This is a genomic window from Leptospira perolatii (assembly GCF_002811875.1).
GTDB classification, from domain to species: domain Bacteria; phylum Spirochaetota; class Leptospiria; order Leptospirales; family Leptospiraceae; genus Leptospira_B; species Leptospira_B perolatii.
This window is the reverse complement of sequence record NZ_NPDZ01000002.1, coordinates 1-22,402: the sequence shown is the minus strand read 5'-3', so window position 1 is coordinate 22,402 and position 22,402 is coordinate 1. Positions and strand designations below refer to the sequence as shown.

Genomic DNA, 22,402 nt, shown 5'->3' with positions numbered 1-22,402 from the left:
AAATAAACGAATTTATACAAAATTAAACAATTATATATATAAATCGCTGTTTTTTATCTAAAATAATCCTTTTTCAAAGAAAATCGCTTATTTTCTGAAGTATGGTCTCTTCGACATTCCTTCGAACTGGAAAGATTCCTCAAGGTAGAAGTTTTTAGAGGAGAAAAAGCCTGGCTAAGGCAAAAATCGATCTTTGACTTTCGGGTCCGGGATCATGCAGACTTCTTTTTTGCCGAACCATTTGTATCTGTTTCGCGCGATCCATCCGTAGATAGAGTTTCGAAGAAATCTAGGAAAAATATATCCGATCCGAGCTAGGCTCCAAGGAAATCCAAGGAGCACCCCAATTCCTAAAATTGCGTCCGATTTGAGTTTCAGCTTTCCGGAATCGTACAGCACCATACTAGCTTCCGTTCCGTCCAACCTAGCTGCGATCCCCGGAACCAATTTTTTGGCTGTTTCAGACTGCAGGCTAGCGAATAAAAATCTGGATTTTCGATCCAAGGCTATAAGTAAATTGACCGAAGAATTACAAAAATTGCATACACCATCGAAAAATACCACTGGCCTATCGATGGCACCAACAGTTACTTGGACTTGTTCTAGTTTGGACTTAGGTGGACCGGCTCCCATGATTTTTCCTACAGACTTTAGACGAAGGAAAAAAGTCTAATGATCCTTACTTTCTTTCCGCCCCTCCTACTCTTGGAGCACCGGTTGAAGGGCCTGCCTGTCCGTAAACGCTGACCGCTTGCTTAGGTAAACTTGACTTTCTCCATTCAAACCATGAGCCGATGTAGACATTCACATCGTTATAGCCCACTTCTTTTAACATTAAAGAAAGCAGAGAAGATCTGGCGCCATTGTAATCATAAATGACCGTCGTCCTTTCGGCCATAAACGGAAAGGTTCGCAGCTTTTTATTGAATAAGGTCTTATCTAGTAATTCGCCGGAAGCATCGTATAACATTCTCCAGTCCCAGAGAAATGCACCGGGCAGACGACCGCAAAGGCTTCCTGGCTCCGGAGCTGTCAATCTAGGCATCTTTCCTTCGTATTCTTCTTGGGTGCGAGTATCAAATATTTGTAATCGAGTTAGGTTCTTTTCTAGGAATGCCTTATCAACGATTCCTTCCAACTTTCTGATTTTGGCGACCGGACCCGGCTCCAAAATTTTTGTCCCCTTTTCCAAGGGTCCGGTAATCGGCCAGCGTTGTCCAAAGATAAAACAATTAGCAAATCCTGCCGCGCGTAACAGCGTCACAAGTCTTGCCGCGAACATTCCCATTCCTTCATCAAAAACTAGGATTCTAGTTTTGTTGTCCTTCTTCGCGAGATTGAGTATCTCCTCGATCGGGCCTAGCATTTTCTTTTGTGATTCCGGATCAGAGGCGAATGCCTTTTTCACAAATGGAAAATAGTACGCACCTTTCAGAGTGGATTCCTGAAATTGCGTCTGAGAGCGACAGTCGATGAATAGGTCCTGGTCGGTCAGGTCAGATTTGATAAAACTCCAACTAGTCAAAATTTCCTACCGTATGATTCGTTTATATCGTAAAACTTCGATTTAACCATATTTCATTGTCCCGTTTGGTTGTTTAACTTTTTTTTAACGACGAAAGAAATTCGCGACATAAAGATAAAATTTCCTCCGATTTGACAAAGTTTAGAAACGGTCGGTAAAAACCTCAATTTAGAAATCCGATAATAAAATAGCAGTGAATCAGAACTCTCCTAAAAGAAGAACCGGATCGGAACTGACCACAAAGATTCTGATTCTTATCATTTCGATCGGATTCCAGGTATCCCTGTTTTCGGATTCCCAGGTACTTTCAGGCACGGGAGAGGATAGAAATCCTATTTTTACAGATAGGAGTCGAAACGATTTCAGAAGTTTTCGAAGGAAAGATCGGGTCGGAAGATTAAACGACCCTGAATTTCGATCCGCTTGGAGAAAATATTCACAAAATAAGGATGCACGTAGCCTAAAGTACTGGTTCGAAACTCATCCGGAACTGGAACCCTACCCTTGCGTATTCAAACGATCAGAGCCGATCGAGTCTTACCAATCGGTTTACCTGGACTGCCCAAAAGATTCTTTAAAAGGATTTATTTATTCGGGGAATCCGATCTCTAATCCAGAAAAAATGGAATCCTTTCGGGTCATTCGCCCTGTAAAAATCAAAGATATTCTGTACTGGGAACTAGACTTTGAACCTTCGGAGCACTACCCTTCTTCTGAAAGTGGAGATTCTAGGCCGAATCGTCGGAGAGAACCGAAGCGGACTCGTAGACCATCCTATGAGGAAAAGGCTCCGGACAACTTCGGACTACAGTACTTTTTGAGCATCTCTAGGAAGCCTGAAAACAGACCCACTCCTCATGATAAACAGATCTTTTTCGATTCTACCTGTCCCCTAATCTACCTAGGAAAGGACGCCGATTTTTATTGGGACAAGGCCTTGTATTTTTCTTTTCAGGCAAGTTGTGCGACAGGCTCTCCCTATTCGTGGATTCGAATCCGCGCAGATTTCGAGGGTAGCCTAACAGTGGATAATCGGAGCACACAGGATCTGAAAGAGGGAGAAAGATTGCTAGCGAAATTAAAAATCCAGTCAATAGATAAGGATAAAATCGTTTGGTCCGACGCGGAGCTGTTTCATGAATAATTATAAAACTAGAATACTATTCTGCTCCCTGCTAACCGCCTTCTCCATCTTGCAAGTTCGTCCTATTTTGTCTCAAGGTACTCAAAACAGCGATCTACAAAATTTACTAGCAAGCGTAGTAATCGTTCGGAGCGATTCTTATTCAGATACCGGGGACCCTTTTGAAATCGGGGAGCAAAATCTTTCCAAGGATGTTGGCTCTGGCTTTATCATCCAAGGAAACAAGATCCTGACAAATGCCCACGTAGTTTCCGAATCAAAATATCTCAAAGTAAAACATTACAATAGTGGAAAGTATTATCCGGCGACTGTAGAATTTGTAGGGTTCGATTGCGACCTCGCAGTCTTGAAAGTGGAAGACGAGGAATTTTTCCAGGGTTTAGAGCCGCTGGAAATCTTGGATTCTTCGCCCTCCCTCGGAAGCAATGTCTTAATTCTAGGATATCCTCAGGGAGACGAAAATCTCACTCTAGAAAATGGAACCGTCAGTAGATTAGAACGACAGAGGTATTCTTTTTCTGGTCTTGACTATCGCAAAGTTGTTCGAGTGAACGCGAATATTCTTCCGGGTTATTCGGGAGGACCAGCGATCCAAAATGGTAAAGTGGTAGGAATTACTTTCGAAGTCAGCCAAATCCAGGGAAACACCGCTTATCTGATTCCGCCGGAAATCATACTTCATTTTCTAAAGGACATTGAAGACGGATCTTATGAAGGATTTCCATATGCAGGATTCACCTTCCAAAACGGAAACTCGGAGGCCCTCAAAAAGTATCTGACGATTCCGGAAGGTCTGCAAGGGATTCTAGTGAATAAAGTCTATCCCGATTCTTCCTTTTCAGAAGTGCTCAGGCAAGAGGACTTCATTTATAAGATCGATGACAGTTTTTTAAACAGCGAAGGCGGTTTATTGGAATCTAGTAATCGTTCCGTAATCGATTTGATCGAGCCAAGGTTTGTGGGAGAAAACATCACTCTGTACTTTTATCGGAGCGGAAAGCATTACAAGATTGCGACTCCGTTGAAAAAGACAAAATCCTTGGAGCTGTATAGAGAACAGGAGCTCAGAAATTTCCTAGGAGCCGGATTGTTATTTCAGCCGGTCAATAGAGCCTTATTCGGAAAAGAAGGAAAACGGATAGAAGCTGCATTAAGATATCATTATAGTTATTTTATCCAAGACGATTTGTACAGATTTACGGAAAGGGACTTGTTACTCACTACCGTTTTCCCGGATCCCTTAAATTCGAAATACATACCTTACAGATTCAAAATCCTGGAGTCCATCAACGGAAAAACTCCCTCTAACTTAGAAGACTTCAAGAATTTGTGGAATAGTTTTTCAGGAGGGAACATTGTTCTGAAATTCAGAGGGATCAGCCTTCCGGTCGTATTCAACAGAGAATCAATCCGGACCATAGATGCAAGAGTCAGAAAGCGCTTTGATGTCAGGTCAGATGCACTCAAGGCAGGTGCAAAATGAATCGGATCCATTTTTACAGCACTATTTCAGGAATCCCTAAATTATCTTTTTTTCATGCAGGAGCTGAGCTTTCTAAATTCCGATTTTTTAGGAGCTCCTTCCTTTTTTTCATACTTCTTTTCTTCACTGGTCTGGAATCCGCCCCAGAATTTTCTCTACTGGTTCATTACAAAAAATACTCTCACCAAAACCCTTTTCAAAAGGGAGCCTCTTTTCAAAAAAGACTTCCCGCGGTTCGGATAGATGAATCTACAATCGTGACACTTTTTAAGCCGGGAGATATTCCGCTTTTTGCGGAAATCCATCCGGACGATGCAGTCGGTAGAAAGGCCTATTTTCAGAAAGTGGACATAGAAACTGGACTCGCGCTTCTTGTTTTCCCTACTGAATCCTCTCACTTGAAAAAAAGATTTCCGATTATTCCTCTGGATGATTCTTCCAGAAGTTCCAAAGGTTGTTCGTATTACTTTCCTTCTTATGAATGGGCAAGTTTAGATTTTTCTAAAGCGATTTTGCCGCTTTCCAGAAATGGGAAAAAAGAAGGATTCGAAGGCGGCAGAAGGTTCCTTTTCGGTGGAGGAAAGCTTTGCGGATTTACGGACGGGAGTTGGAACGCTTCTTCGGAAGTCCTTCGCAGGCTATACTCGAGCAGATTCACTTCGGTTTCCCCCTTCCCTCACCCTGGATTTATTTCGGACGCAAGCCTTACTCCCTCCGAAGAATCTTATTACTTTCCGAGAGGATCTCTTGGGACAGTCGTCTCTGAAGTTTTACCTGGAATTGGCCCGGTCCACAACCTCTTTCCGGGAGATGCGATCTTAGAAGTAAACGGAGTTCCAGTAGGATCCAAAGATAGACAAGCCTTATACGAACTCATTCTTACAGAGCACGGCAGACCGATATCGTCAGGAGAAAAAATCACTCTTACACTATTCAGAGACGGCCGCAAAAGAGAGGTAAGCTACAATTTAAAACCGTACTCCGAAGATTCGTTTCTAATTCCGGAAAGATCTAGTAAAGGAAATCCTAAATTTCTAATATCCGGAGGAATGCTGTTCACCGAACTCACTCAGGCATACTTGAAGGAATTCGGAGATAAGTACAAAACCGTCGGCGATCGCAAATTGGTGTACATAGCGGAAAGTTTTTCCCGAAAATTGCATCCGGAAAAACGGAGAATCGTACTATTATCCAGAATTTTTCCGGACGAAAAAAACAGTTCTTATCAGGATTTTCAGGAACTTATTCTAGAATCTTTAAATGGACAGACCGTAGATTCGGTGGACGGGCTAAAAAGTATATTAGCCAATTCGAAAGAAGAATTCTTTGTATTTAGATTCTCAGGTAATAAGATCGCCGTCTTTACGAAGAGCGAGCTAAATAACCTGAACGACCGGGTCAAAGCTCAATATTCTTTGGACCAGTTAGACAATATAGACTGACAAAATCCTTGACTATACCATGTTTCCGAGTTTTTTTTTGATTCGGAACTTTTAATGAAAATCCTTTTCGTTGATGATGAGGAAGTGATTCGGGATCTCTTCCAGGAAATTTTTGGCGGTGATTACGATCTCACTCTGGCTGGGACTGCTGAACAGGCCTTGGAAATTGCAGAATCCCAGATATTCGATCTGATCATTACTGATATCAGACTTCCGCGAATGAACGGGATCGAATTTATTACCAAGCTCAGAGAAAAAGGATTAGAAACGCCGTTTATCGTAATCACCGGGAACCAAGACATTCAAATTTCCATCAATGCATTAAGACTTGGAGCGGTTGATTTTTTCCTGAAGCCATTTCGGATGGAAGCGATCCGATATTCTCTGATTCGATTTCGGAATCTTTTTTATGCCGGAAAAGATCTGGTAGATAAGCATTATTTTCAGGTCCGGGAATCCAAGCAAAGGTTCGCCTTGGTTCCTAGATTAGGAAATTTGAATCAATATGTTCACTTGATTCTGAGATCTGTCTCCCACCTCCCTGGGCTTCAGAGCGAGGATGTACTTTCGCTGCGTCTCGCTCTCTACGAACTAATCGGAAACGCGATCGAACACGGCAGTGCGAAGATTTCCTACGAACAAAAGCAGGATCTGATGTTCAAGGAAGCGGATTACTTTGCCTATGTAGATAAAATCTGCGAAAGCAAAGACGATTGGATTTCGATCGATGTAAACTACGACGACGACCAAGTCATTGTCACTTTAGAGGATGCGGGAGAAGGTTTCGACCTAAACAGAGTTCCTGACCCTGTTCACGACCCGACCGCGAGTCAGCTTTCCGGAAGAGGGATTTTTCTAGTCAGAATGAATGTAGATTCTTTAGAATATAATGATAAAGGAAATCGAGTCACTTTTGTCAAAAAGGTCCGTAAATCATAATATACGGATTCAGTTTGGTTCCTTTTCGCTAAAAGGTCAGACCTGCGCTCAAATACCAACGAAAGTATTCTCTTATCGGTGCCTTTTTATGGACTTCGTCTATAAGAAATTTTTGGTCCTCTCCCGGCTGCACCCAAGCATAGGCTAAACCACCTAGAAGAAATCCGGCCTCTCCTTTCCAACCACTCAGAGATAAAATTTCCGCTCCCCTCCCGATCGATGAAATCGAAAATCCAGCGGCTAACGTGGAACTCCATCCGTTTCCCCAATCTTTTCTTCCGCCGATTTGATAGTACTGCAAACTAGACGATTCATAAATCGGCTTTCTTACCGTTTCCACTCCCGAAAAAGGAGATTCTTCTTTCGAGTGAAAGTCTCTTAACAATAAAATCGAAACAGGAGCGAGAAAACCTCTCGGGTCGGTACGAATCCCGGAATATCCATTAGAATCTTGATCCGTTCTAAATGTCGCATCCTTACTCGTGTAGAGCATTCTTAGAAAAAAAACATAAGAGTTCCGTTCCACCGAAGCCGAAAGAGTCGCAAACCATGCGTTAGTCGATTGCCTGGTTTTGTAAGAATCAAATCTGTCCTTTCCGTTTTCGCGCCTGCCCTCTACGTGAAACGCAGATCCTTCCAATCTGAATTTTTGTAATGGCGATACAAACCATTCGGATCCGGTGTAGCGAAAAAAACCGTAGGGACGAAAAGGCTCCGACTCTCTAAAAAAATCCCCTTTTACTGCTTCTTGCCTTGGTTCTCCATACTGATAGTAAAAGAATCGAATCTTTTCCAAAAATGACTTCGGATTCCAAGATAAATCTCCTCCACGAATTCCGAGAGGCGATTCAGTCTTATCGCGCGGCAAATAAGCGGGACTAGACTGAAACTCTCCCGCAAAAAGGCTTCCTTTTAGTTGCAGAGAGGAAATCTCCCAGCCTAGCTCCCCATAGTTTAAGATTCCTGCGAATAGAAAGCCACCTGCATCCAATCTTTGAAAACCCCTTCCGGCTTCCATTCTGGTCTTAAAATCACCTTTTTGGAATATAATAGAAATCAAAAGTTCCCCGTCAGAAAGCTTCACTACCTCTCTTTCTAATTGCACCTTTTCTAAATAAGAAAAAACAGGAGAAGCTAAAATCTGAAATAAAGAGTTCTCGTCTCGTCTAAGCCATCCGAATTCCGGACTGATCGAGGCTTTTCCGAGAGTTTTCCTAGCATCTTCCTCTTTCGTTCCCCCCTTTTGGGAAAACACTCTTCCCCAAGAATACAGGGACGTGTAAAAACCCGAATCTGCAGAAAATCTACGCGGCTTTTTTTCAGTATTGGCGGCTCTTCCGACCGAATCCAAGCGCACAAGTCCGTCTTGCAAAAGAGAAGAATCATCCAATCTGTATTCCGGATAAGATTCCGCGCGTAGACCCACCACCAAAACGCAAAAATAGATTATAAATAGTAAATATACTAAATTGGAAAAAAGTCCTAATCTCACTTGAGCGAAGGCCGATAGAAAGCCAAAAAGTAACCGCTCAGAATCAACCAAGACGGAATTTGACCGAGGAAAAAGGCGCTTGCTGCTCCCATTGTCCCATATTCAGGAATCAGAATATTATCAAGTACGAGCCCGAAAGCTAATCGGATCAAAGCAAGTAACGCGAGCATCCTAGGCTGGCCCATCGCAAACAAGGCCATTCCCAAAGGAGAAAATACGAGCTGGAGAAGATAGTTTGGATACAGAAGCTGAAAAACGGGGACAGATTCCGGGTATTTCCCCTTAAATAAAATCGAAAATATCCAGTCTCCCAAAAATCCACCAGGTGCGAGCAACAGCGCCATTCCGACGGATAGCAGCATTGTATGTCGGAGAAATTTAGGAAATTCCGGACTATCCACCAATCTAGAAAGTTTCGGATAAATCATCGAATTCAAAACCGAAAACAAAATCACAAAGCCGCTGAAAAGTTTGAGAGCTGTGCCGTATTCAGCGACCGCATCGTGACTTTGGTACTGGTTCAGAAAAAATAATTCGAGTCTGTCAGAGCCGATCGCAAAAACGGAAGCCAAAAAAGCGTACCGATTAAACGAAGTCAGCTCGCTGATCTGGGCCTTCACCTCTTCGTTGGGTCCATTCCAATGCAATTTTTCTCTTGGGAACAAAAAGAAAAACAGTACCAGAGTGAACACAGGAGAGGTCGAAAAAATTGCGAGTATATCAAGATGATTTAATGCGTTATTCGAAAGCTGGTCTGCAGAATACAAAATCAAAAGACGAATCAAGTTCGGCAATGGATACCAAAGGGACAAAGAAGTATATTGTCCAAAAGAAACGAAAACACTTTCAAAGAAAGTGTTGAACGAAAGTACAAAGCTCCCGAAGACCAACAAAAAAGTTACTAAAGCACTTTCTTTCAGGGCAAGTGCAGCGGCGGTGCTGCCCAAGGCGAGCACTCCAAATGCAGCTAACTTGATCCAAAAAGAAGATGCCATGAGTATTCCGACTTTCTTCTTATTTTCAATCACTGGAGAAAGGTACTTCACTAGCGCCGCCGGTAGCCCGAATTCAGCTACGGCAAGCATCACTGGAAGAAATTCAGAGTAATATTGGAAAAGACCGTTCTCGTTTTTACTTAGAATATTAACCGCATAGATTGTAAAAAGTAGATTGAGACCTGAGGAAATGACCTTTGAAAGGCTGACAGAAAAAGAGGAGCGTAGAAATCCCGAGGTTCGGAGGCGGTGCAAGGCCCCCGGAAATACTTTTAGCGATTCGCCGACTCGGGACATTCTTTACTGCAAGTGAATTCCTCCGTTCATTCTTTTAAGAACTAAGGGAGAGAGATAACTTATATAGAAGCAAACGATCGCGTACCTAAGGTATCTGGCAACCTGATTTTCCGGGAAAAGAGATTTCACGATCTGCCCTAGCACGAAGTAAAACAGGAAAATTCCCAAAGCAACGGTCGCGATTCGAACCAGATTCGAATAGGGAGAAGAGGTCCTATGCCAATCAAACTCATTTTTCTTTAAAAAAAGCACACCTATTCCGAAACCGGCTAAGGATCCTGCCGAAGAAACCACCTGCTCTAAGGATTTTAGGGTCGGTCCCTCCGAATGGGATTCCTCGATCAAAAGTATACTAGGAATCGTAGCCGCAATCCAAAGTAAAGAGTAGGATCGAATCCTTTTCCTGGAAACTTCGACCCCTCCCAAAAAACTCGGCTCCAAAAGAGAAGGATCCTTTCGAAACCAAACCTCGATCCCAAACAGTAGAATCGCCCCCAGGACTGCACCTCCTAGTACGTCGCCTAAGTAGTGTAATCCGGCATACATTCGTGCAAAAGGCATGTATGCTAAAATAAAAGCACAAATTACTTTCACAAGAGTCGCGCGAAAATGAATCAACATAGTTCCGTAAAGAACTACAGAAGTTTGTACGTGCCCCGATGGAAATCCGAAAGAACTTTCCGAAACTCCTAAAAAGCCTGAGTAAGGAAGATCAGATGGTCTTGGATATCCGAAGTATGCTTTGCAAGCGCCGTTCAGGATTCCAGAGATCATAAGCCCGATCGCCAGCCTCATCCCTACTTTACGATCCACGCATATATAAATAGCGGAAACGATCGCCATAAAGAAAAAGTAAGTCCCTAAATAATGAAAGAGAACAGTTAAAGGACCGAGAACCGGTTCAAGAATTGGAACATGCAAAGAGCGTAAAACATCTTCGCTAAAAAGAAAATCTCTGAGAATCGGATTTTGCCAGTTCATCCAGCTAACTTAGAAAAGATTATCTAGCCTGCAAAGGTTTTTCTCGAAACTAAGAGTACTAGAATCGATGAAACGAATACGAAAAGAATCTATTCTCTTACTATTTTGCATGTTAAGTGAACGGCGTTTTCATAAACTTGGAATGGCAATTCACGTATCCATTATAGAACATTTGATTAATAATAATTTCTTTCCAGAGATATCGGACATTCGCCCGACAAAAAACTAAGTTGATTCATTAGTCTACGGTCGATACCATGAATCTAAGTAAATATATAAATCCGCGGGAAAGGATCCTAAATGGACAAGCAAACTCCTGAAATAGGAGAGCTGGATAGTCTCTTCTTGATTCCAAGAGACTACGCCAAACTATTTCTAAAGAACCTTTTACATCTGATCTACGATGTAGAAGTAGAGGGTACCGAAAATGTACCGAAAGACGGAGGCGGTGTAATCGTCTCCAACCATACAGACAATCTGGACGTAATTGTACAGGGAACATCTGTAGAACGAAAAATAATTTATTTAGGCAAGTATGAACTTTTTCATCCCCAAGAAACTCTTGTGGAACTCTTGGATGGAGAGAATTCCCCTTTTAAATTTTTTCCTCTAAGCCTAGTTCGAACCACAATCGTAACAGCACTTAATTTAATCGGAAGTTATCAAGGCAAGACTCTTCTAAATTGGGGAGGATATCCTATATTAAGATCTCATAATGTTACCGATGCCAAGTCTGCAGCAAAGTACTACGAGTCGTTAGAAGATTATATGGTCGATCTCGTAAAAAGTGGCGAACTTATATCTGTCTATCCCGAAGGCACCAGAACAGAAGATGGCAGCATGGGTTCCTTCAAAGCTTTGACTGCAAAAATTGCAATCCGAGCAGGAGTCCCGATCATTCCAAGCGGAATTCGCGGCGCGTGGAAAATGATGAAGCCAGAAACCTTTCTGAGCGGAAGGGCATTTCGCACAAAGATCCTTTATCGAATTGGAAAACCGATTTTTCCGGAATCCTTTCCACAAGGCCCCTTAAAAAGGGCTGCTAAATTGTTAACCGAAGAACTCGAACAAAGAGTCCAGGAACTGGTCGGAGGAAATCAAAATGATCCGCTTTAAAACCAGACCGATCTCAGAGAACTTTTACGGAATTTGAAATGATTACAGAAACGTTATATAAGCCAAAACATACTCTCCGTTTTGTTACAGCTGCTTCCTTGTTCGACGGACACGATGCATCTATAAATATCATGAGGAGAATTTTACAATCTTCCGGAGCGGAAGTGATACATCTAGGACACAATCGCTCGGTGCAGGAAATTGTAGAATGCGCCATCCAAGAGGATGCCCAGGGAATTGCAGTCACGAGTTACCAAGGTGGCCATATCGAATATTTCAAATACATGATAGACCTTCTAAGAGAAAGGGGAGCCGGGCATATCAAAGTATTCGGAGGTGGCGGCGGAACCATTTTGCCGAGTGAAATCTCCGAACTAGAGGCTTACGGAGTCACAAAAATATATTCTCCGGATGATGGAAGATCTTTGGGTTTGCAAGGGATGATCAACGATCTACTGAGCAAAGCAGATTTCGTACCACCGATGAGGTTCAACGGAGATTTGCATTCCTCGCTTCTTACCAGAAATCCGATAGCAATTGCACAATCCATTACATTAATAGAGAATACTTTTGGAGAAGATATTCCACCGAATATTAAGCAAAAATTTGATTTTCCAAGTCCTCGAAAAAAAGTCCCGGTGCTCGGGATCACCGGAACCGGTGGAGCGGGAAAATCATCTCTTACGGACGAAATAGTACGAAGATTCTTGCAGGACTTTCCCGAAAAGACAATCGCAGTAATTTCCGTGGATCCCTCCAAGAGGAAGACTGGCGGAGCCCTTCTCGGGGACAGAATCAGAATGAACTCCATCTTTAATCCGAGAGTTTATATGAGATCCTTTGCTACCCGAGAAGCAAATGTGGCTCTCAATCGAAACGTAAAAAAGAGTTTGGAGGTCCTGAAAAGCGCAGAATTCGATTTGATTTTGGTTGAAACAGCCGGAATCGGTCAGAGTGATTCCGAGATTACCGAGGTTGCGGACTTATCCTTATACGTAATGACTCCGGAATTTGGAGCCGCAACTCAATTAGAAAAAATTGATATGTTAGACTTCGCGGATATTATTGCGATCAACAAATGCGACAAGCGTGGCGCAGCAGATGCCCTCAAAGATGTAAAGAAACAATACCAAAGGTCTCGTAAATTGTTCGAGGCTTCGGTCGATTCTATGCCTGTATTTGGGACGATAGCATCTCAATTCAACGATCCAGGAGCCAGCAGATTGTATCTCGCGATTATTGGTGCCTTGGATAAAAAACTGCAATTAGGATGGAGTTCCTCTTTTCCGGAAAACCTGGAACCGAGTCGGAAAAATCATATCATTCCTCCGGAAAGAACACGGTATTTATCCGAAATTGTAGAAGAGTGTGAGAAAAACGATCAGTTCGTCGAATCTCAAGCCCGCATAGCGGAATCGATTTATAATCTGAGGAGTTCCTACGAAGTTCTAAAGAGCAAAGGCAAGAGCACTTTAGATATTGAAACTGAGATAGAAGAACTAGAACCCAAGCTTCACGCAGATACGAAACTGATTCTAGAGAATTGGAAAAAGAAAAGTTCCGAGTACCAATCGGAATACTTTACCTATAAGGTCCGCGACAAGGAAATCAAGGTAGAAAATTACGTAGAGTCACTGAGTCAATTAAAGATCCCTAAAATATCCGTCCCAAAATTTATGAGCTGGGGAGAAATTGTCCGATGGTCGTACAAGGAAAATTTTCCCGGGGAGTATCCTTATACCGCAGGAGTATTTCCTTTCAAGCGCACGGGCGAAGATCCGACTAGGATGTTTGCAGGGGAAGGAGGACCTGAAAGGACAAATTCCAGATTTCACTACCTTAGCTTAGGAATGCCGGCACAAAGACTAAGCACTGCATTTGATTCTGTTACTCTGTACGGAGAGGATCCCGGTGTTCGCCCAGATATTTACGGAAAAATAGGAAATTCAGGAGTAAGCGTCGCTACCTTAGACGATGCAAAGAAGCTCTACTCAGGATTCGACTTATGCAACCCTTCTACCTCCGTTTCTATGACGATCAACGGTCCAGCTCCGATGATGCTTGCATTTTTTCTCACTACCGCAATTGATCAAGCTTGCGAAAAACATATTAAGAGCCAAGGCAAGACAGAAGAAATTACATCTCGGATTAATTCCCTATATTCTAAAATTGGAATGCAACCACCGAAATACCATGGAGAAATTCCTAAAGGCAATGATTCCTTAGGGTTGCTACTGCTCGGAATTTCCGGCGACCAAGTCTTGGACCAAGAAGTGTATGAAAAAATCAAAAAAGACACTTTGGCCAAAGTAAGAGGTACGATCCAAGCAGATATCCTCAAAGAAGACCAAGCCCAAAACACATGCATTTTTTCCACCGAGTTTGCCCTGAGAATGATGGGAGATATCCAAGAGTATTTTATAGAAAATAAGGTAAGAAACTTTTATTCAGTATCAATCTCCGGATATCATATAGCGGAAGCGGGTGCAAATCCGATCACTCAAGTTGCTTTTACATTAGCGAACGGATTCACTTACCTGGAATACTACTTATCCAGAGGCATGAAGATCGATGACTTTGCCCCTAACCTTTCTTTCTTTTTTTCCAATGGAATCGATCCGGAGTATGCTGTTATCGGCAGGGTTGCGAGAAGAATTTGGGCCAAAACTTTAAAACATAAGTATGGAGCAAATGAGCGTTCCCAACTTCTAAAATATCACATACAAACATCCGGACGTTCTCTTCACGCGCAGGAAATCGACTTCAACGATATCCGAACCACCTTACAAGCATTATACGCAATTTACGACAATTGCAATAGTCTTCACACGAATGCATTCGACGAAGCAATCACGACTCCTACCGAAGATTCAGTAAGAAGGGCCGTCGCAATCCAAATGATTATCAACCGAGAACTCGGCCTTGCAAAGAATGAGAACCCTTTACAAGGCTCCTTTATTATCGAAGAGCTGACCGATTTAGTAGAAAGCGCGGTGTTGACGGAATTCAAAAGGCTTGGAGAAAGAGGAGGAGTTCTAGGTGCAATGGAAAGGATGTACCAAAGAAATAAGATCCAAGAAGAATCCTTATATTATGAACATCTAAAACATACCGGAGAAATTCCTGTGATAGGTGTCAATACCTTCCTCGGAAAAGACGGATCTCCTACCGTACTTCCCGCAGAAGTAATCCGATCTACCGAACAAGAAAAGAAAATTCAAATCACAAATCTGGAGCAATTTCAGTTTAGAAACCAATCAAGAATCAAGGACTCCTTGAAAAAATTGCAAAGTGTTTGCTCCTCGAACGAAAATATCTTTTCTCAGCTGCTGGAGACAGTAAAAGTTGCTTCCTTAGGACAAATTACTCAATCCTTGTACGAAGTAGGTGGCCAGTACCGGCGAAATATGTAGAATTCGGGAAAGAAAAATGGATTGCATTTCGTTTCAAAAAGCCGATTCTACTTACCACCTATTTTCAAAAAAAGTGATTTTAGGCAACATGGCTTTAATTGCGAATTTTTAGGAGTTCAAAAATGAGTTTCTTTCGAACAATCTTGAATTGTTTCCTTTTGTTAACTACATTTATCTTTGTTCAATGCAATAACCTTGGTGTAGCTGGACCCGGCGGAATTAAAGGTTCGGACGCAAAGCTACAAATCAAAGAAGCGCAGAATGACGCTAGTAATTTATTCGTGGGGCAACTGTTTCCTTTATTGATCAACGCTCCAGATTGTTCCGGACTCGGCGGAAATAGAACGACTAGACTCTCCGGCTTTGACGCTTACGCACTCAAGGATTTGGCAGGGAAGGTTCAAAATGCAAAGATTTCCGATACGAAAATTTATACAAAATCTTCGATCGATAAATGTACGGAAACGATTCGGACAATCGGAGTCTCATTAAGTGTGCAATATGCGCAAGACGTGCAGATTTATGGTGCTTGTCAAAACGCACCGATACCTCTCGACTTAGCAACCATCGTTTCCTATGAAGCATGTAAAATCGAAGAGGCAGGATTCTTCCAGTTCAATCAAACTAGCTTCCCGTAAAACTCTTCAAAAAGCTGGGTGGGACCCTGATTTGGGCCCCATTCACTCCTTACTTGTAGCCTATTTCTTCCGTCAAAACTATATTACTTTTTGCGAAATTACCGATTGCTCTACCGATCTCTCTGTCGCGCTCGTCGTAAAGCGTACTTTCCGCAATGATCAAATGAGTGGCATGTTGGATCACCCTACCCTCTGCTCGGAGAATTCCGGACTTGATCGGTCTTAGCAAAGTAAGATTTAAATTAGATGTCAAAACGAATCCTTCTTTCACAACAGAATTGGCCGCAAAGAAAGCCGCATCGTCAGCGGCTTTAAAATAAAGAACTCCGTGAGCTGCTTTTGCAGCGTGAAAAAAATCTTCTCTCACCGGAATATGAATCGTTGTTTCACCTTTTCGAATAGACAAACGGGGCTGAAAATAGCGATTGATCGGTGCCCCGTGGTACATATTCTCCAACGACCGATAGTGTTTTTCCCATTCAGAATCTGTTGGCATGAACTGAGTTTTCTCCTAACCTGATTAATTGTTCTCGTATATTTTCTACAAAAGTAGAAGTTATCCTCTTCGAATTAAAGCCTTAAATATTACAATATGCGAAACTACAAGCACGGGCGCGTAAAATGCAAATATATAAAACATCACCCCCATATAGTTTGATACTTCAAGTATCGCGGCTTGGTATGCTGCATACACCAAATCCAAGAAACCCCAGATATTGAAAATCCAGGCGGATGCCACGGCGAACTTTGACTTTCTTCTTAGCAAAGTGTAAGTAGTCAAAGCCAAGATCGCCGCACAATAATCTCCCCAAGCCGCCGGAATCGAAAACTGTGCGGGCATATTCGGAGAAGAAATTCCCGGAACAAACATGCTCAAGCCTACAAAACGAAAAGAATGCACAATCGCAAGTAGTTGCAGCAACTTAAACCAATCCCCTTTTGCCTTTGGAATCAAAAAATCCCTGATCAGGATAGTTGCAGTAGTCGCGCCGATCACAGACGCAAACAAAAGATAGTATTTAGGATGCATGGAAATTTCCTCCGAATTATCGTAATTAGAGTAACTTACGAACGTTCGTTCGTCAAATATAAAAAGACCCTAAAAAGTGAAAATTCTTTGAACCTTGACGAATCCAGGTGATTCGATTGATTTGATATTCGGTTACGAAAATGGAATTCAGCGAAACACAGAAAACCGTACTTCGTATAGCGGCAGATTACGCCTCTGAAAGAGGATTAAATGAGCTGACCATAGGACAGCTCGCCCAAGCAACCGGAATGAGTAAGGCAGGATTGCACGGAGCCTTCGGTTCTAAGACAGACTTGCAAATTAGCACAATCCAATTCGCCGCAGAAATTTTTACCAAAGAAGTCATTCTACCTTCAAAGGATTTAGAATCCGGAGCAAAACGTATTTCGGCTTTTTTCAATGCTTGGATTAGTTATGTAGATCGAAAGGTTTTTCCGGGAGGTTGCTTTTTTGCCAGAGTTTCCATGGAAGGAGATTCTCTTCCGGAACCAGTAAATCTGGAAATTCGAAAGAGATTTCAATCATTTCGGAATTTCGTTTCAACTGAATTAGGAAGGAACTCCCGCTCTAGAAAATCAGACCTGAGCGCAAAGGAACTCGCAGACCAGCTGCTCTCCTTGGTCATGGGGTATAACTGGGCAGTTCATTCCTTAAAAAACCCGGAAATGGGGAAACATATTCGAGAGCTTCTAAACGAAAGACTCAAAATTCTATAAAAGCAACGGAAGGCTTCCGAATTCACTGGTTCTTAGATTGGACCTGAAAATTCGGAAGTTCTAAAAATATGAAACAGATTCGACTGCCCTGGGCACTCCTTTTCGTAGGAGGAATTTTTACAGCCACCATATATGCAAAAGATGTAATATTATTGAATGTATTTTATGACCCAGCTCGCAAATTGTACAAAGATGCCTATTCCGTCGACCTCTCTCCAAATCCAACATCGGAGTATAGAACTTACCATCTAGATCATAATAGTTTCTTAGATGTTTCGGTCGGTTGATTAAAAGGTTCGAAGATCTACAAAAACAAACTGTGAAAGAATTCGTGTCCCATTCGCCTGAACTAACGCGAATAAACCGCGTCAGGTTTGGTGAATTTTTGGGACACTTTCCAATTTCTTTCTTACCTAGTCAAAGTCTCCGTGGCAGCTCCGTTTGCCCAAGTGCCTTCTAAAAGTTTTCCACCATTTTTTACGATATAAATTACCGGGTAAGTATCACCCCATTCTACAGTGAGCACATTACCTTCTAAGTTTCCAGTACCGGAAAAAGTAGATCCGACTGACCAATCAAAACTATAACTTCCATCCGGATTTTCGGAAATGGTAACCGTTCCACGATACTTAGATCCGTTCGGATTCGTACCAGATACCTTGTAAGTACCACCAATATCCAGACCTTGTGCGTGAACGTAGGTAAAAGAAATCGCAAGGAGCAACACAGTTACTATCGCGAATACCCTTGCGCGTGCGGGGTGAAGCATAAAATTCCCTCCAAATTCGAAGCCGGATTATATCAGAATCACGATTCCGGACAAGATATTTCCAGCCTGAAAACTCGAAATTCTTCCAGGGAAAGGCGAATATCGTGAGGTCCTATCCGCTAAAGAATACACTCCAAGAGTTGATCTAATTTCCTGAAAATTCATTTTCTAGGATATTCCATGATAAGCCTCACAGTATCCGCGGTATTCTTCCCATACTGAAGTTCTATCTCAGATAGAGCGCGCTTCAAAGTGTCTAGCGCGGATAATTTTTCATCGAGCGTCAGTTTTTTTTCTGAAATCTCTGTAGGAATTCCAACCCGATCCGGAATCAATCTTAGGCGATTCTTGGTGAAAAGTGGATTCTGATTTTTAGAAAAGGAAAAAACTTTAGATCGGTAGGTTCTTGAGTAAGCATCTGCCAAGAACGCGAGCTTAATTTCGTCCAGACCAGGACTGATTTCCAAACCCAGATCCTCGTGGGACCAAAAGGAAATCGTATTTAGGGCTATTGTAAAAACATTTTCATATTTTAATTGAAAGTCCGAGCTATTATGCGCCGGCCCCCAATGTTCTACTCCCAGTTTTTTGGCCAATAGAAGAGCATTCGCTTTTCCCGAGATTGATTCTACCAGTGCTAACGATATCGGAATCGATGCGGTAATTCCAGTCGTAGTAATCACAGATCTATCGGATACATAACGCAGATCTTGAACCCATTCTGTTTCTTTAAATTTGTTTTTCAAATCCGCAAAGGAATACCAATGACCTGTGGCACGATGTCCTTTTAATAAACCAGCATTTGCGAGCACCCAAACTCCGTCGCAGACTCCAATCACAATGGCACCTTTTCCTGCCTGAGATTGAATCCAGGATAAAAGTTTCGGATCTTCGCTTCTATGGATCGCCGGAACAATCACATAATCCGCTCCCCGAGGATATCTTTTATCAAAATCCTGAATATTCTCCTGTAGATTCATTTTCAAAGCCGGATACAAGATCGCGTCCCCCGTTTCTATTCCTAATGCCAAAACCTCGGCGGCTTTGGAATCCGATAGAATCGCAAACGGAATTACAAAATCTGTAATCTCGGTTGTGTAATTGTCCGCGATCACAGCGATTACAGGTTTTTTACGCCCGAACCTTGGTTGGTAAGTAGGAAGTCCTTCTTGCTGTAGATTCGAAACGGAGCTGTCTTGCGCAGAGACTAGATCGATAGAGCTTTCTCTTTGATTTGTACAATCGCTTAAGAAAATCCAGAGAAGGACGAGCGACCACAATATCGTATGCTTTCTAAAACCCTTCTTTATCCAGTTTGTTCTTTCGAATGATTTGTCTTCGGACGTATATAGATTCATGCTTCGAATTTTTACATATTGGAAATGCTTTGTCGTCCGTCCGGATACGGATGGAATCAAAACCTTAGAATCCAGGAAAATAATCTGGACAGTTTTCGGAAATTTTTCTCGAATTCGATCATGCATACTTTCCTAGCTTTCGGAGCTGGACTCGCATTTTTGTTATGCCTGGCAAATTGGAGGCGAGACAAAATTGCTGCCTTTTTATTTTTTGCAGTCTCAATTGTACAATTTCATATCTTTCTAGAACTTTCCGGCGAACTACCAAATGCAACTTGGCTGATGGATCTGCATATTCCGGCAATATTTTTAATAGGGCCCTTGGCCTATCTATACTTTCAGAATCTGAGCGGAAACAAGATAGACGTTCTTCCCTGGATTCATTTTATCCCTTCAATACTTTCCGTTTTAATAATGCTTCCTTTTTATCTTAAAAGTCATGCGGCTAAAGTAGAATTTCTAGAACAGCCGCAATCAGGTGATATTTATATGTGGATGATTCCTACCCTGCTGGGCAGCGGAACTGTTTTGAATTTCTTTTATCCAAGTCAATTGCTTCTGAAGCTGAGGCGCTGGCGGGGATTTACACCGCACGACAAGAGAATCGTATTCACTCCTTTTTTTACCTTGTATGCAACCACACTAGTACTGCTTTTACTTTTCGTTGTGGCCCAGATATTCTTTATGCAACTTTTCTCGATTGCTGCTTGCGGTGTAACGACTTTACTCTGCGCGGTATTCCTAATCCATTCCGCGAACGCAGACCTTGGAATTTCCCTGCGAAGGCAAGTATCGGCTGCGCGCTACGCAGAGAGTAGAATCTCTGGCATTGATGTGGATTCAGTGGTGCAAAGAATGGAAGAACTGATGTCCGAGGAGCGTGTCTACTTGGATGAAAACCTTTCCCTTGGAAATCTCGCGAAAAAACTGAAAATCAACTCTCACCAACTTTCTGAAATTTTAAACTCCCGAATGAGAAAGAATTTTCGAAATTACGTGGCAGATTTCAGGTTAAGGGAAGCAGAAAGATTGCTCAAAGAAGAATCCGAAAGATCTGTTTTATCAATCATCTACTCTTCGGGATTCAACTCTAAATCAGCTTTTCATAAACTATTCCAGGAAAAATACGGATGTAATCCGACTGAGTTTCGATCTCAGTCTAAACCAACACGAATCTCTTGACAATCTAACAAAAGCGGTCCAAATTTTATCCCTCAATTTGGAAGATGATTCATTGTGAAATCTCTAAACGCGATCCAAATTTTCCAAAGAGGATGAAATCTTGCAGTCGAAATCCAATTTGCTTTCTTTAGGATTCGTAGTTTTTCTCGCTTCGTTTCCTGTTTTCCTCATTCAATTCTTTTATTCTTCTTTATATTTCGATTCCCAGATTGCTCCCTTTTTAGTTTTCCATAATGTAGCTGAATCTTTCAGCATTGTTATTTCCGCCTCTATATTTGGTGTGGGCTGGTTTACTTATGCGCAGAGCAAAGACAAACAAGCTTTATTTTTAGGTACTACTTTTCTGGCAATCGCGTTGATGGACATGATGCATATGCTCGCATATTCCGGTATGCCCGATCTATTTACGGAAAACTCTCCGAACAAATCTACTCAGTTCTGGATTGCGGTTCGCTTCTTTGCCGCAATTTCCTTGCTAGCTAGCTCTTTTCTTCCAAACGAAAGTGATTTGCTCACATCTAAAATGAAATTCTTAATTTTACCTTTATTGGTATCCATCTCGATATTTGTTTTGATCATTTTTTTTCCGGATCTAGTTCCAACAACCTTCTCTCCAGACACAGGTTTGACCCCCTTTAAACGAATTGCTGAAATAGTAATTATTTGCTTTTTAGTTTTGTCTTCTGTCGCCTATTGGCTTCGAATTGAAAAGTACGGATGGGACTCTACAAAATACTTCCTCTTCGCTTTTGTATTTTGTATATTCAGTGAAGTAGTTTTCGCTGTTTATACTTCAGTATTCGATATCTATAATGTTATAGGTCATATCTACAAGGTAATTGCGTTTTGTCTAATTTATAAAGGAGTCTTTATTTCGTCGATCAACAGACCTTATGAACGACTATTATACACAAACGAATTATTAAAGGATGAAGTTTCGGAACGAGAAAGAGCGAGAAAAAACTTAGCAAAATCTTTATCCGAAAAGGAAGCTTTGATCCGTGAAATCTATCATCGTTCGAATAACACGCTCCAGGTGATCAGCAGCTTGATCTCTTTGCAATCAGAGATCTATCCCGAGAACCAAGAAATTCAGACTCTTGCGTATAAAATACAAGATCGTATCCAAGCAATATCTTTGGTCCATCGGCTACTATTCTCTGAGCAGGATCTATCTTCCATTTCTTTGAAAAGATACGTTAGTGATCTCACTCATTACGCTCTGCAAAGAAACGGGACACATTCTTGCAAAATCGAAACAAAGATCGAGATTGAAGACCGCAAAATTCTAATAGATTTAGCCATACCGATCGGATTGATTATTTCTGAACTGTTGAGCAATTCAGTAAAACATGCGTTTCCAAACAAAGCTTCCGGAACTATTTCAATTTCGATTGCGGAACGACAAGAAGGAAGACTCAGCTTATCTTATTCGGATGATGGAGTAGGAATCCCAGAAAACCTTGCTCTTGAAAATTCTAACACTCTTGGAATGCAGTTAATTTACGGCATTGCAGAGATTCAGCTCTCCGGCAAAATCTCGCTACAAAAAGGTCCAAAGTTTCATTGTGAAATCGATTTTCCCATGGACATGTATGGAAAGCGAGTTTAGATACATTAACTCAGTACGGTCGACCTAAAGCCGCACTTTGAACTGTGAATTGCAGAGGCAGATCTAAAACTAGATCGTTTAGCGAAATTAATCGGCGGAAATCAATTCAGCGGTAATATTGCTGGTGAATTTGGAAGATTGAATTTTCGGGAGGGAGCCGATTTAGCAGAATCCAACTAAATCAATTTGTTCAGAGTTCTTGAAAACGTATAGAGTAGCGTGACCTTTGTACCCATTTTGGTACACCATCCGGTGTGTTTCCTTTCGGTA

The 22,402-nt window shown here is 41.9% G+C and carries 20 protein-coding genes; 11 read left to right on the top strand and 9 right to left on the bottom strand.

The annotated features are described in order from the left end of the window. Positions 1 to 174: 174 nt before the first annotated feature. Both CH373_RS03970 and CH373_RS03965 read right to left on the bottom strand, forming a co-directional pair. A complete protein-coding gene (locus CH373_RS03970; RefSeq protein ID WP_100714545.1) occupies positions 175 to 633 on the bottom strand; it encodes a thiol-disulfide oxidoreductase DCC family protein in 459 nt (152 codons plus the stop codon). A 46-nt stretch (positions 634 to 679) separates the two neighbouring features. Further along, positions 680 to 1,525 (bottom strand): sulfurtransferase, encoded by an 846-nt coding sequence (locus tag CH373_RS03965; RefSeq protein ID WP_100714546.1) that lies wholly within the window; start codon positions 1,523 to 1,525, stop codon positions 680 to 682. A 193-nt stretch (positions 1,526 to 1,718) separates the two neighbouring features. On the opposite strand from CH373_RS03965, the gene CH373_RS03960 reads away from it, so the two are divergent. Genes CH373_RS03960 through CH373_RS03945 form a run of 4 tightly spaced genes read left to right on the top strand, consistent with a single transcriptional unit; the run spans position 1,719 to position 6,533 of the window. Next, on the top strand, positions 1,719 to 2,669 hold the full coding sequence (locus CH373_RS03960) for an LIC11113 family protein (RefSeq protein ID WP_100714547.1): 951 nt from the start codon (positions 1,719 to 1,721) through the stop codon (positions 2,667 to 2,669). Beyond that, positions 2,662 to 4,152, top strand: coding sequence for a S1C family serine protease (locus CH373_RS03955; protein ID WP_100714548.1), 1,491 nt, complete (start codon positions 2,662 to 2,664; stop codon positions 4,150 to 4,152). Before CH373_RS03960 ends, CH373_RS03955 begins: the two co-directional genes overlap by 8 nt. Further along, positions 4,149 to 5,594 (top strand): PDZ domain-containing protein, encoded by a 1,446-nt coding sequence (locus CH373_RS03950; RefSeq protein ID WP_165778775.1) that lies wholly within the window; start codon positions 4,149 to 4,151, stop codon positions 5,592 to 5,594. Before CH373_RS03955 ends, CH373_RS03950 begins: the two co-directional genes overlap by 4 nt. Before the next feature lie 54 nt (positions 5,595 to 5,648). Further along, positions 5,649 to 6,533, top strand: a complete 885-nt coding sequence (locus CH373_RS03945) for an ATP-binding response regulator (RefSeq protein WP_100714549.1) — start codon at positions 5,649 to 5,651, stop codon at positions 6,531 to 6,533. A gap of 28 nt (positions 6,534 to 6,561) precedes the next feature. Here CH373_RS03945 and CH373_RS03940 read toward each other — a convergent pair whose 3' ends face one another. The 3 genes from CH373_RS03940 to CH373_RS03930 form a co-directional block, all read right to left on the bottom strand. Continuing rightward, a complete protein-coding gene (locus tag CH373_RS03940; protein ID WP_243393247.1) occupies positions 6,562 to 7,923 on the bottom strand; it encodes a hypothetical protein in 1,362 nt (453 codons plus the stop codon). A 98-nt stretch (positions 7,924 to 8,021) separates the two neighbouring features. Further along, positions 8,022 to 9,317, bottom strand: a complete 1,296-nt coding sequence (locus CH373_RS03935; protein WP_100714550.1) for an oligosaccharide flippase family protein — start codon at positions 9,315 to 9,317, stop codon at positions 8,022 to 8,024. Positions 9,318 to 9,320: 3 nt separating this feature from the next. Next, positions 9,321 to 10,298: a phosphatase PAP2 family protein gene (locus CH373_RS03930; protein WP_100714551.1), complete on the bottom strand. Its 978-nt coding sequence runs from the start codon at positions 10,296 to 10,298 to the stop codon at positions 9,321 to 9,323. Positions 10,299 to 10,598: 300 nt separating this feature from the next. Between CH373_RS03930 and CH373_RS03925 the strand changes: the two genes are divergently transcribed. The 3 genes from CH373_RS03925 to CH373_RS03915 all read left to right on the top strand — a co-directional run bounded on the left by CH373_RS03925 (position 10,599) and on the right by CH373_RS03915 (position 15,465). Beyond that, positions 10,599 to 11,414, top strand: a complete 816-nt coding sequence (locus CH373_RS03925; RefSeq protein WP_100714552.1) for a lysophospholipid acyltransferase family protein — start codon at positions 10,599 to 10,601, stop codon at positions 11,412 to 11,414. A gap of 38 nt (positions 11,415 to 11,452) precedes the next feature. Next, positions 11,453 to 14,827 carry a methylmalonyl-CoA mutase family protein gene (locus CH373_RS03920; protein ID WP_423789794.1) on the top strand — a complete coding sequence of 1,125 codons (3,375 nt, stop codon included), beginning with the start codon at positions 11,453 to 11,455 and terminating at the stop codon, positions 14,825 to 14,827. A 122-nt stretch (positions 14,828 to 14,949) separates the two neighbouring features. Next, positions 14,950 to 15,465: a TIGR04452 family lipoprotein gene (locus tag CH373_RS03915; RefSeq protein WP_100714553.1), complete on the top strand. Its 516-nt coding sequence runs from the start codon at positions 14,950 to 14,952 to the stop codon at positions 15,463 to 15,465. 49 nt (positions 15,466 to 15,514) lie between these two features. Here the strand turns inward: CH373_RS03915 and CH373_RS03910 are convergent, their stop codons facing one another. Together CH373_RS03910 and CH373_RS03905 are read right to left on the bottom strand one after the other, a co-directional pair. Beyond that, complete coding sequence (locus CH373_RS03910; RefSeq protein ID WP_243393246.1) at positions 15,515 to 15,961, bottom strand: hotdog fold thioesterase; 447 nt, start codon at positions 15,959 to 15,961, stop codon at positions 15,515 to 15,517. Positions 15,962 to 16,021: 60 nt separating this feature from the next. Next, positions 16,022 to 16,495 carry a hypothetical protein gene (locus CH373_RS03905; protein ID WP_100714554.1) on the bottom strand — a complete coding sequence of 158 codons (474 nt, stop codon included), beginning with the start codon at positions 16,493 to 16,495 and terminating at the stop codon, positions 16,022 to 16,024. Between the two features lie 140 nt (positions 16,496 to 16,635). Between CH373_RS03905 and CH373_RS03900 the strand changes: the two genes are divergently transcribed. Together CH373_RS03900 and CH373_RS03895 are read left to right on the top strand one after the other, a co-directional pair. Then, a complete protein-coding gene (locus CH373_RS03900) occupies positions 16,636 to 17,211 on the top strand; it encodes a TetR/AcrR family transcriptional regulator (protein ID WP_100714555.1) in 576 nt (191 codons plus the stop codon). A 68-nt stretch (positions 17,212 to 17,279) separates the two neighbouring features. After that, a complete protein-coding gene (locus CH373_RS03895) occupies positions 17,280 to 17,498 on the top strand; it encodes a hypothetical protein (protein WP_100714556.1) in 219 nt (72 codons plus the stop codon). Positions 17,499 to 17,620: 122 nt separating this feature from the next. On the opposite strand, the gene lfb1 is transcribed toward CH373_RS03895, so the two are convergent. Both lfb1 and CH373_RS03885 read right to left on the bottom strand, forming a co-directional pair. Continuing rightward, positions 17,621 to 17,980: an LIC10280 family protein gene (gene lfb1 / locus CH373_RS03890; protein ID WP_100714557.1), complete on the bottom strand. Its 360-nt coding sequence runs from the start codon at positions 17,978 to 17,980 to the stop codon at positions 17,621 to 17,623. A gap of 161 nt (positions 17,981 to 18,141) precedes the next feature. Further along, on the bottom strand, positions 18,142 to 19,338 hold the full coding sequence (locus CH373_RS03885) for a DJ-1/PfpI family protein (RefSeq protein WP_100714558.1): 1,197 nt from the start codon (positions 19,336 to 19,338) through the stop codon (positions 18,142 to 18,144). 120 nt (positions 19,339 to 19,458) lie between these two features. Between CH373_RS03885 and CH373_RS03880 the strand changes: the two genes are divergently transcribed. Next, positions 19,459 to 20,520 carry an AraC family transcriptional regulator gene (locus tag CH373_RS03880; RefSeq protein WP_165778774.1) on the top strand — a complete coding sequence of 354 codons (1,062 nt, stop codon included), beginning with the start codon at positions 19,459 to 19,461 and terminating at the stop codon, positions 20,518 to 20,520. A gap of 100 nt (positions 20,521 to 20,620) precedes the next feature. Further along, a complete protein-coding gene (locus CH373_RS03875; RefSeq protein ID WP_243393244.1) occupies positions 20,621 to 22,132 on the top strand; it encodes an MASE3 domain-containing protein in 1,512 nt (503 codons plus the stop codon). The last annotated feature ends 270 nt before the right edge of the window (positions 22,133 to 22,402 follow it).

Bases quoted from the DNA above. Each gene is read 5' to 3' on its own strand.
- CH373_RS03970 (WP_100714545.1), bottom strand. From the start codon at position 633: ATGGGAGCCGGTCCACCTAAGTCCAAACTAGAACAAGTCCAAGTAACT.
- CH373_RS03955 (WP_100714548.1), top strand. From the start codon at position 2,662: ATGAATAATTATAAAACTAGAATACTATTCTGCTCCCTGCTAACCGCC.
- CH373_RS03950 (WP_165778775.1), top strand. From the start codon at position 4,149: ATGAATCGGATCCATTTTTACAGCACTATTTCAGGAATCCCTAAATTA.
- CH373_RS03945 (WP_100714549.1), top strand. From the start codon at position 5,649: ATGAAAATCCTTTTCGTTGATGATGAGGAAGTGATTCGGGATCTCTTC.
- CH373_RS03935 (WP_100714550.1), bottom strand. From the start codon at position 9,317: ATGTCCCGAGTCGGCGAATCGCTAAAAGTATTTCCGGGGGCCTTGCAC.
- CH373_RS03930 (WP_100714551.1), bottom strand. From the start codon at position 10,298: ATGAACTGGCAAAATCCGATTCTCAGAGATTTTCTTTTTAGCGAAGAT.
- CH373_RS03925 (WP_100714552.1), top strand. From the start codon at position 10,599: ATGGACAAGCAAACTCCTGAAATAGGAGAGCTGGATAGTCTCTTCTTG.
- CH373_RS03920 (WP_423789794.1), top strand. From the start codon at position 11,453: ATGATTACAGAAACGTTATATAAGCCAAAACATACTCTCCGTTTTGTT.
- CH373_RS03915 (WP_100714553.1), top strand. From the start codon at position 14,950: ATGAGTTTCTTTCGAACAATCTTGAATTGTTTCCTTTTGTTAACTACA.
- CH373_RS03910 (WP_243393246.1), bottom strand. From the start codon at position 15,961: ATGCCAACAGATTCTGAATGGGAAAAACACTATCGGTCGTTGGAGAAT.
- CH373_RS03905 (WP_100714554.1), bottom strand. From the start codon at position 16,495: ATGCATCCTAAATACTATCTTTTGTTTGCGTCTGTGATCGGCGCGACT.
- CH373_RS03900 (WP_100714555.1), top strand. From the start codon at position 16,636: ATGGAATTCAGCGAAACACAGAAAACCGTACTTCGTATAGCGGCAGAT.
- CH373_RS03895 (WP_100714556.1), top strand. From the start codon at position 17,280: ATGAAACAGATTCGACTGCCCTGGGCACTCCTTTTCGTAGGAGGAATT.
- lfb1 (WP_100714557.1), bottom strand. From the start codon at position 17,980: ATGCTTCACCCCGCACGCGCAAGGGTATTCGCGATAGTAACTGTGTTG.
- CH373_RS03885 (WP_100714558.1), bottom strand. From the start codon at position 19,338: ATGAATCTATATACGTCCGAAGACAAATCATTCGAAAGAACAAACTGG.
- CH373_RS03880 (WP_165778774.1), top strand. From the start codon at position 19,459: ATGCATACTTTCCTAGCTTTCGGAGCTGGACTCGCATTTTTGTTATGC.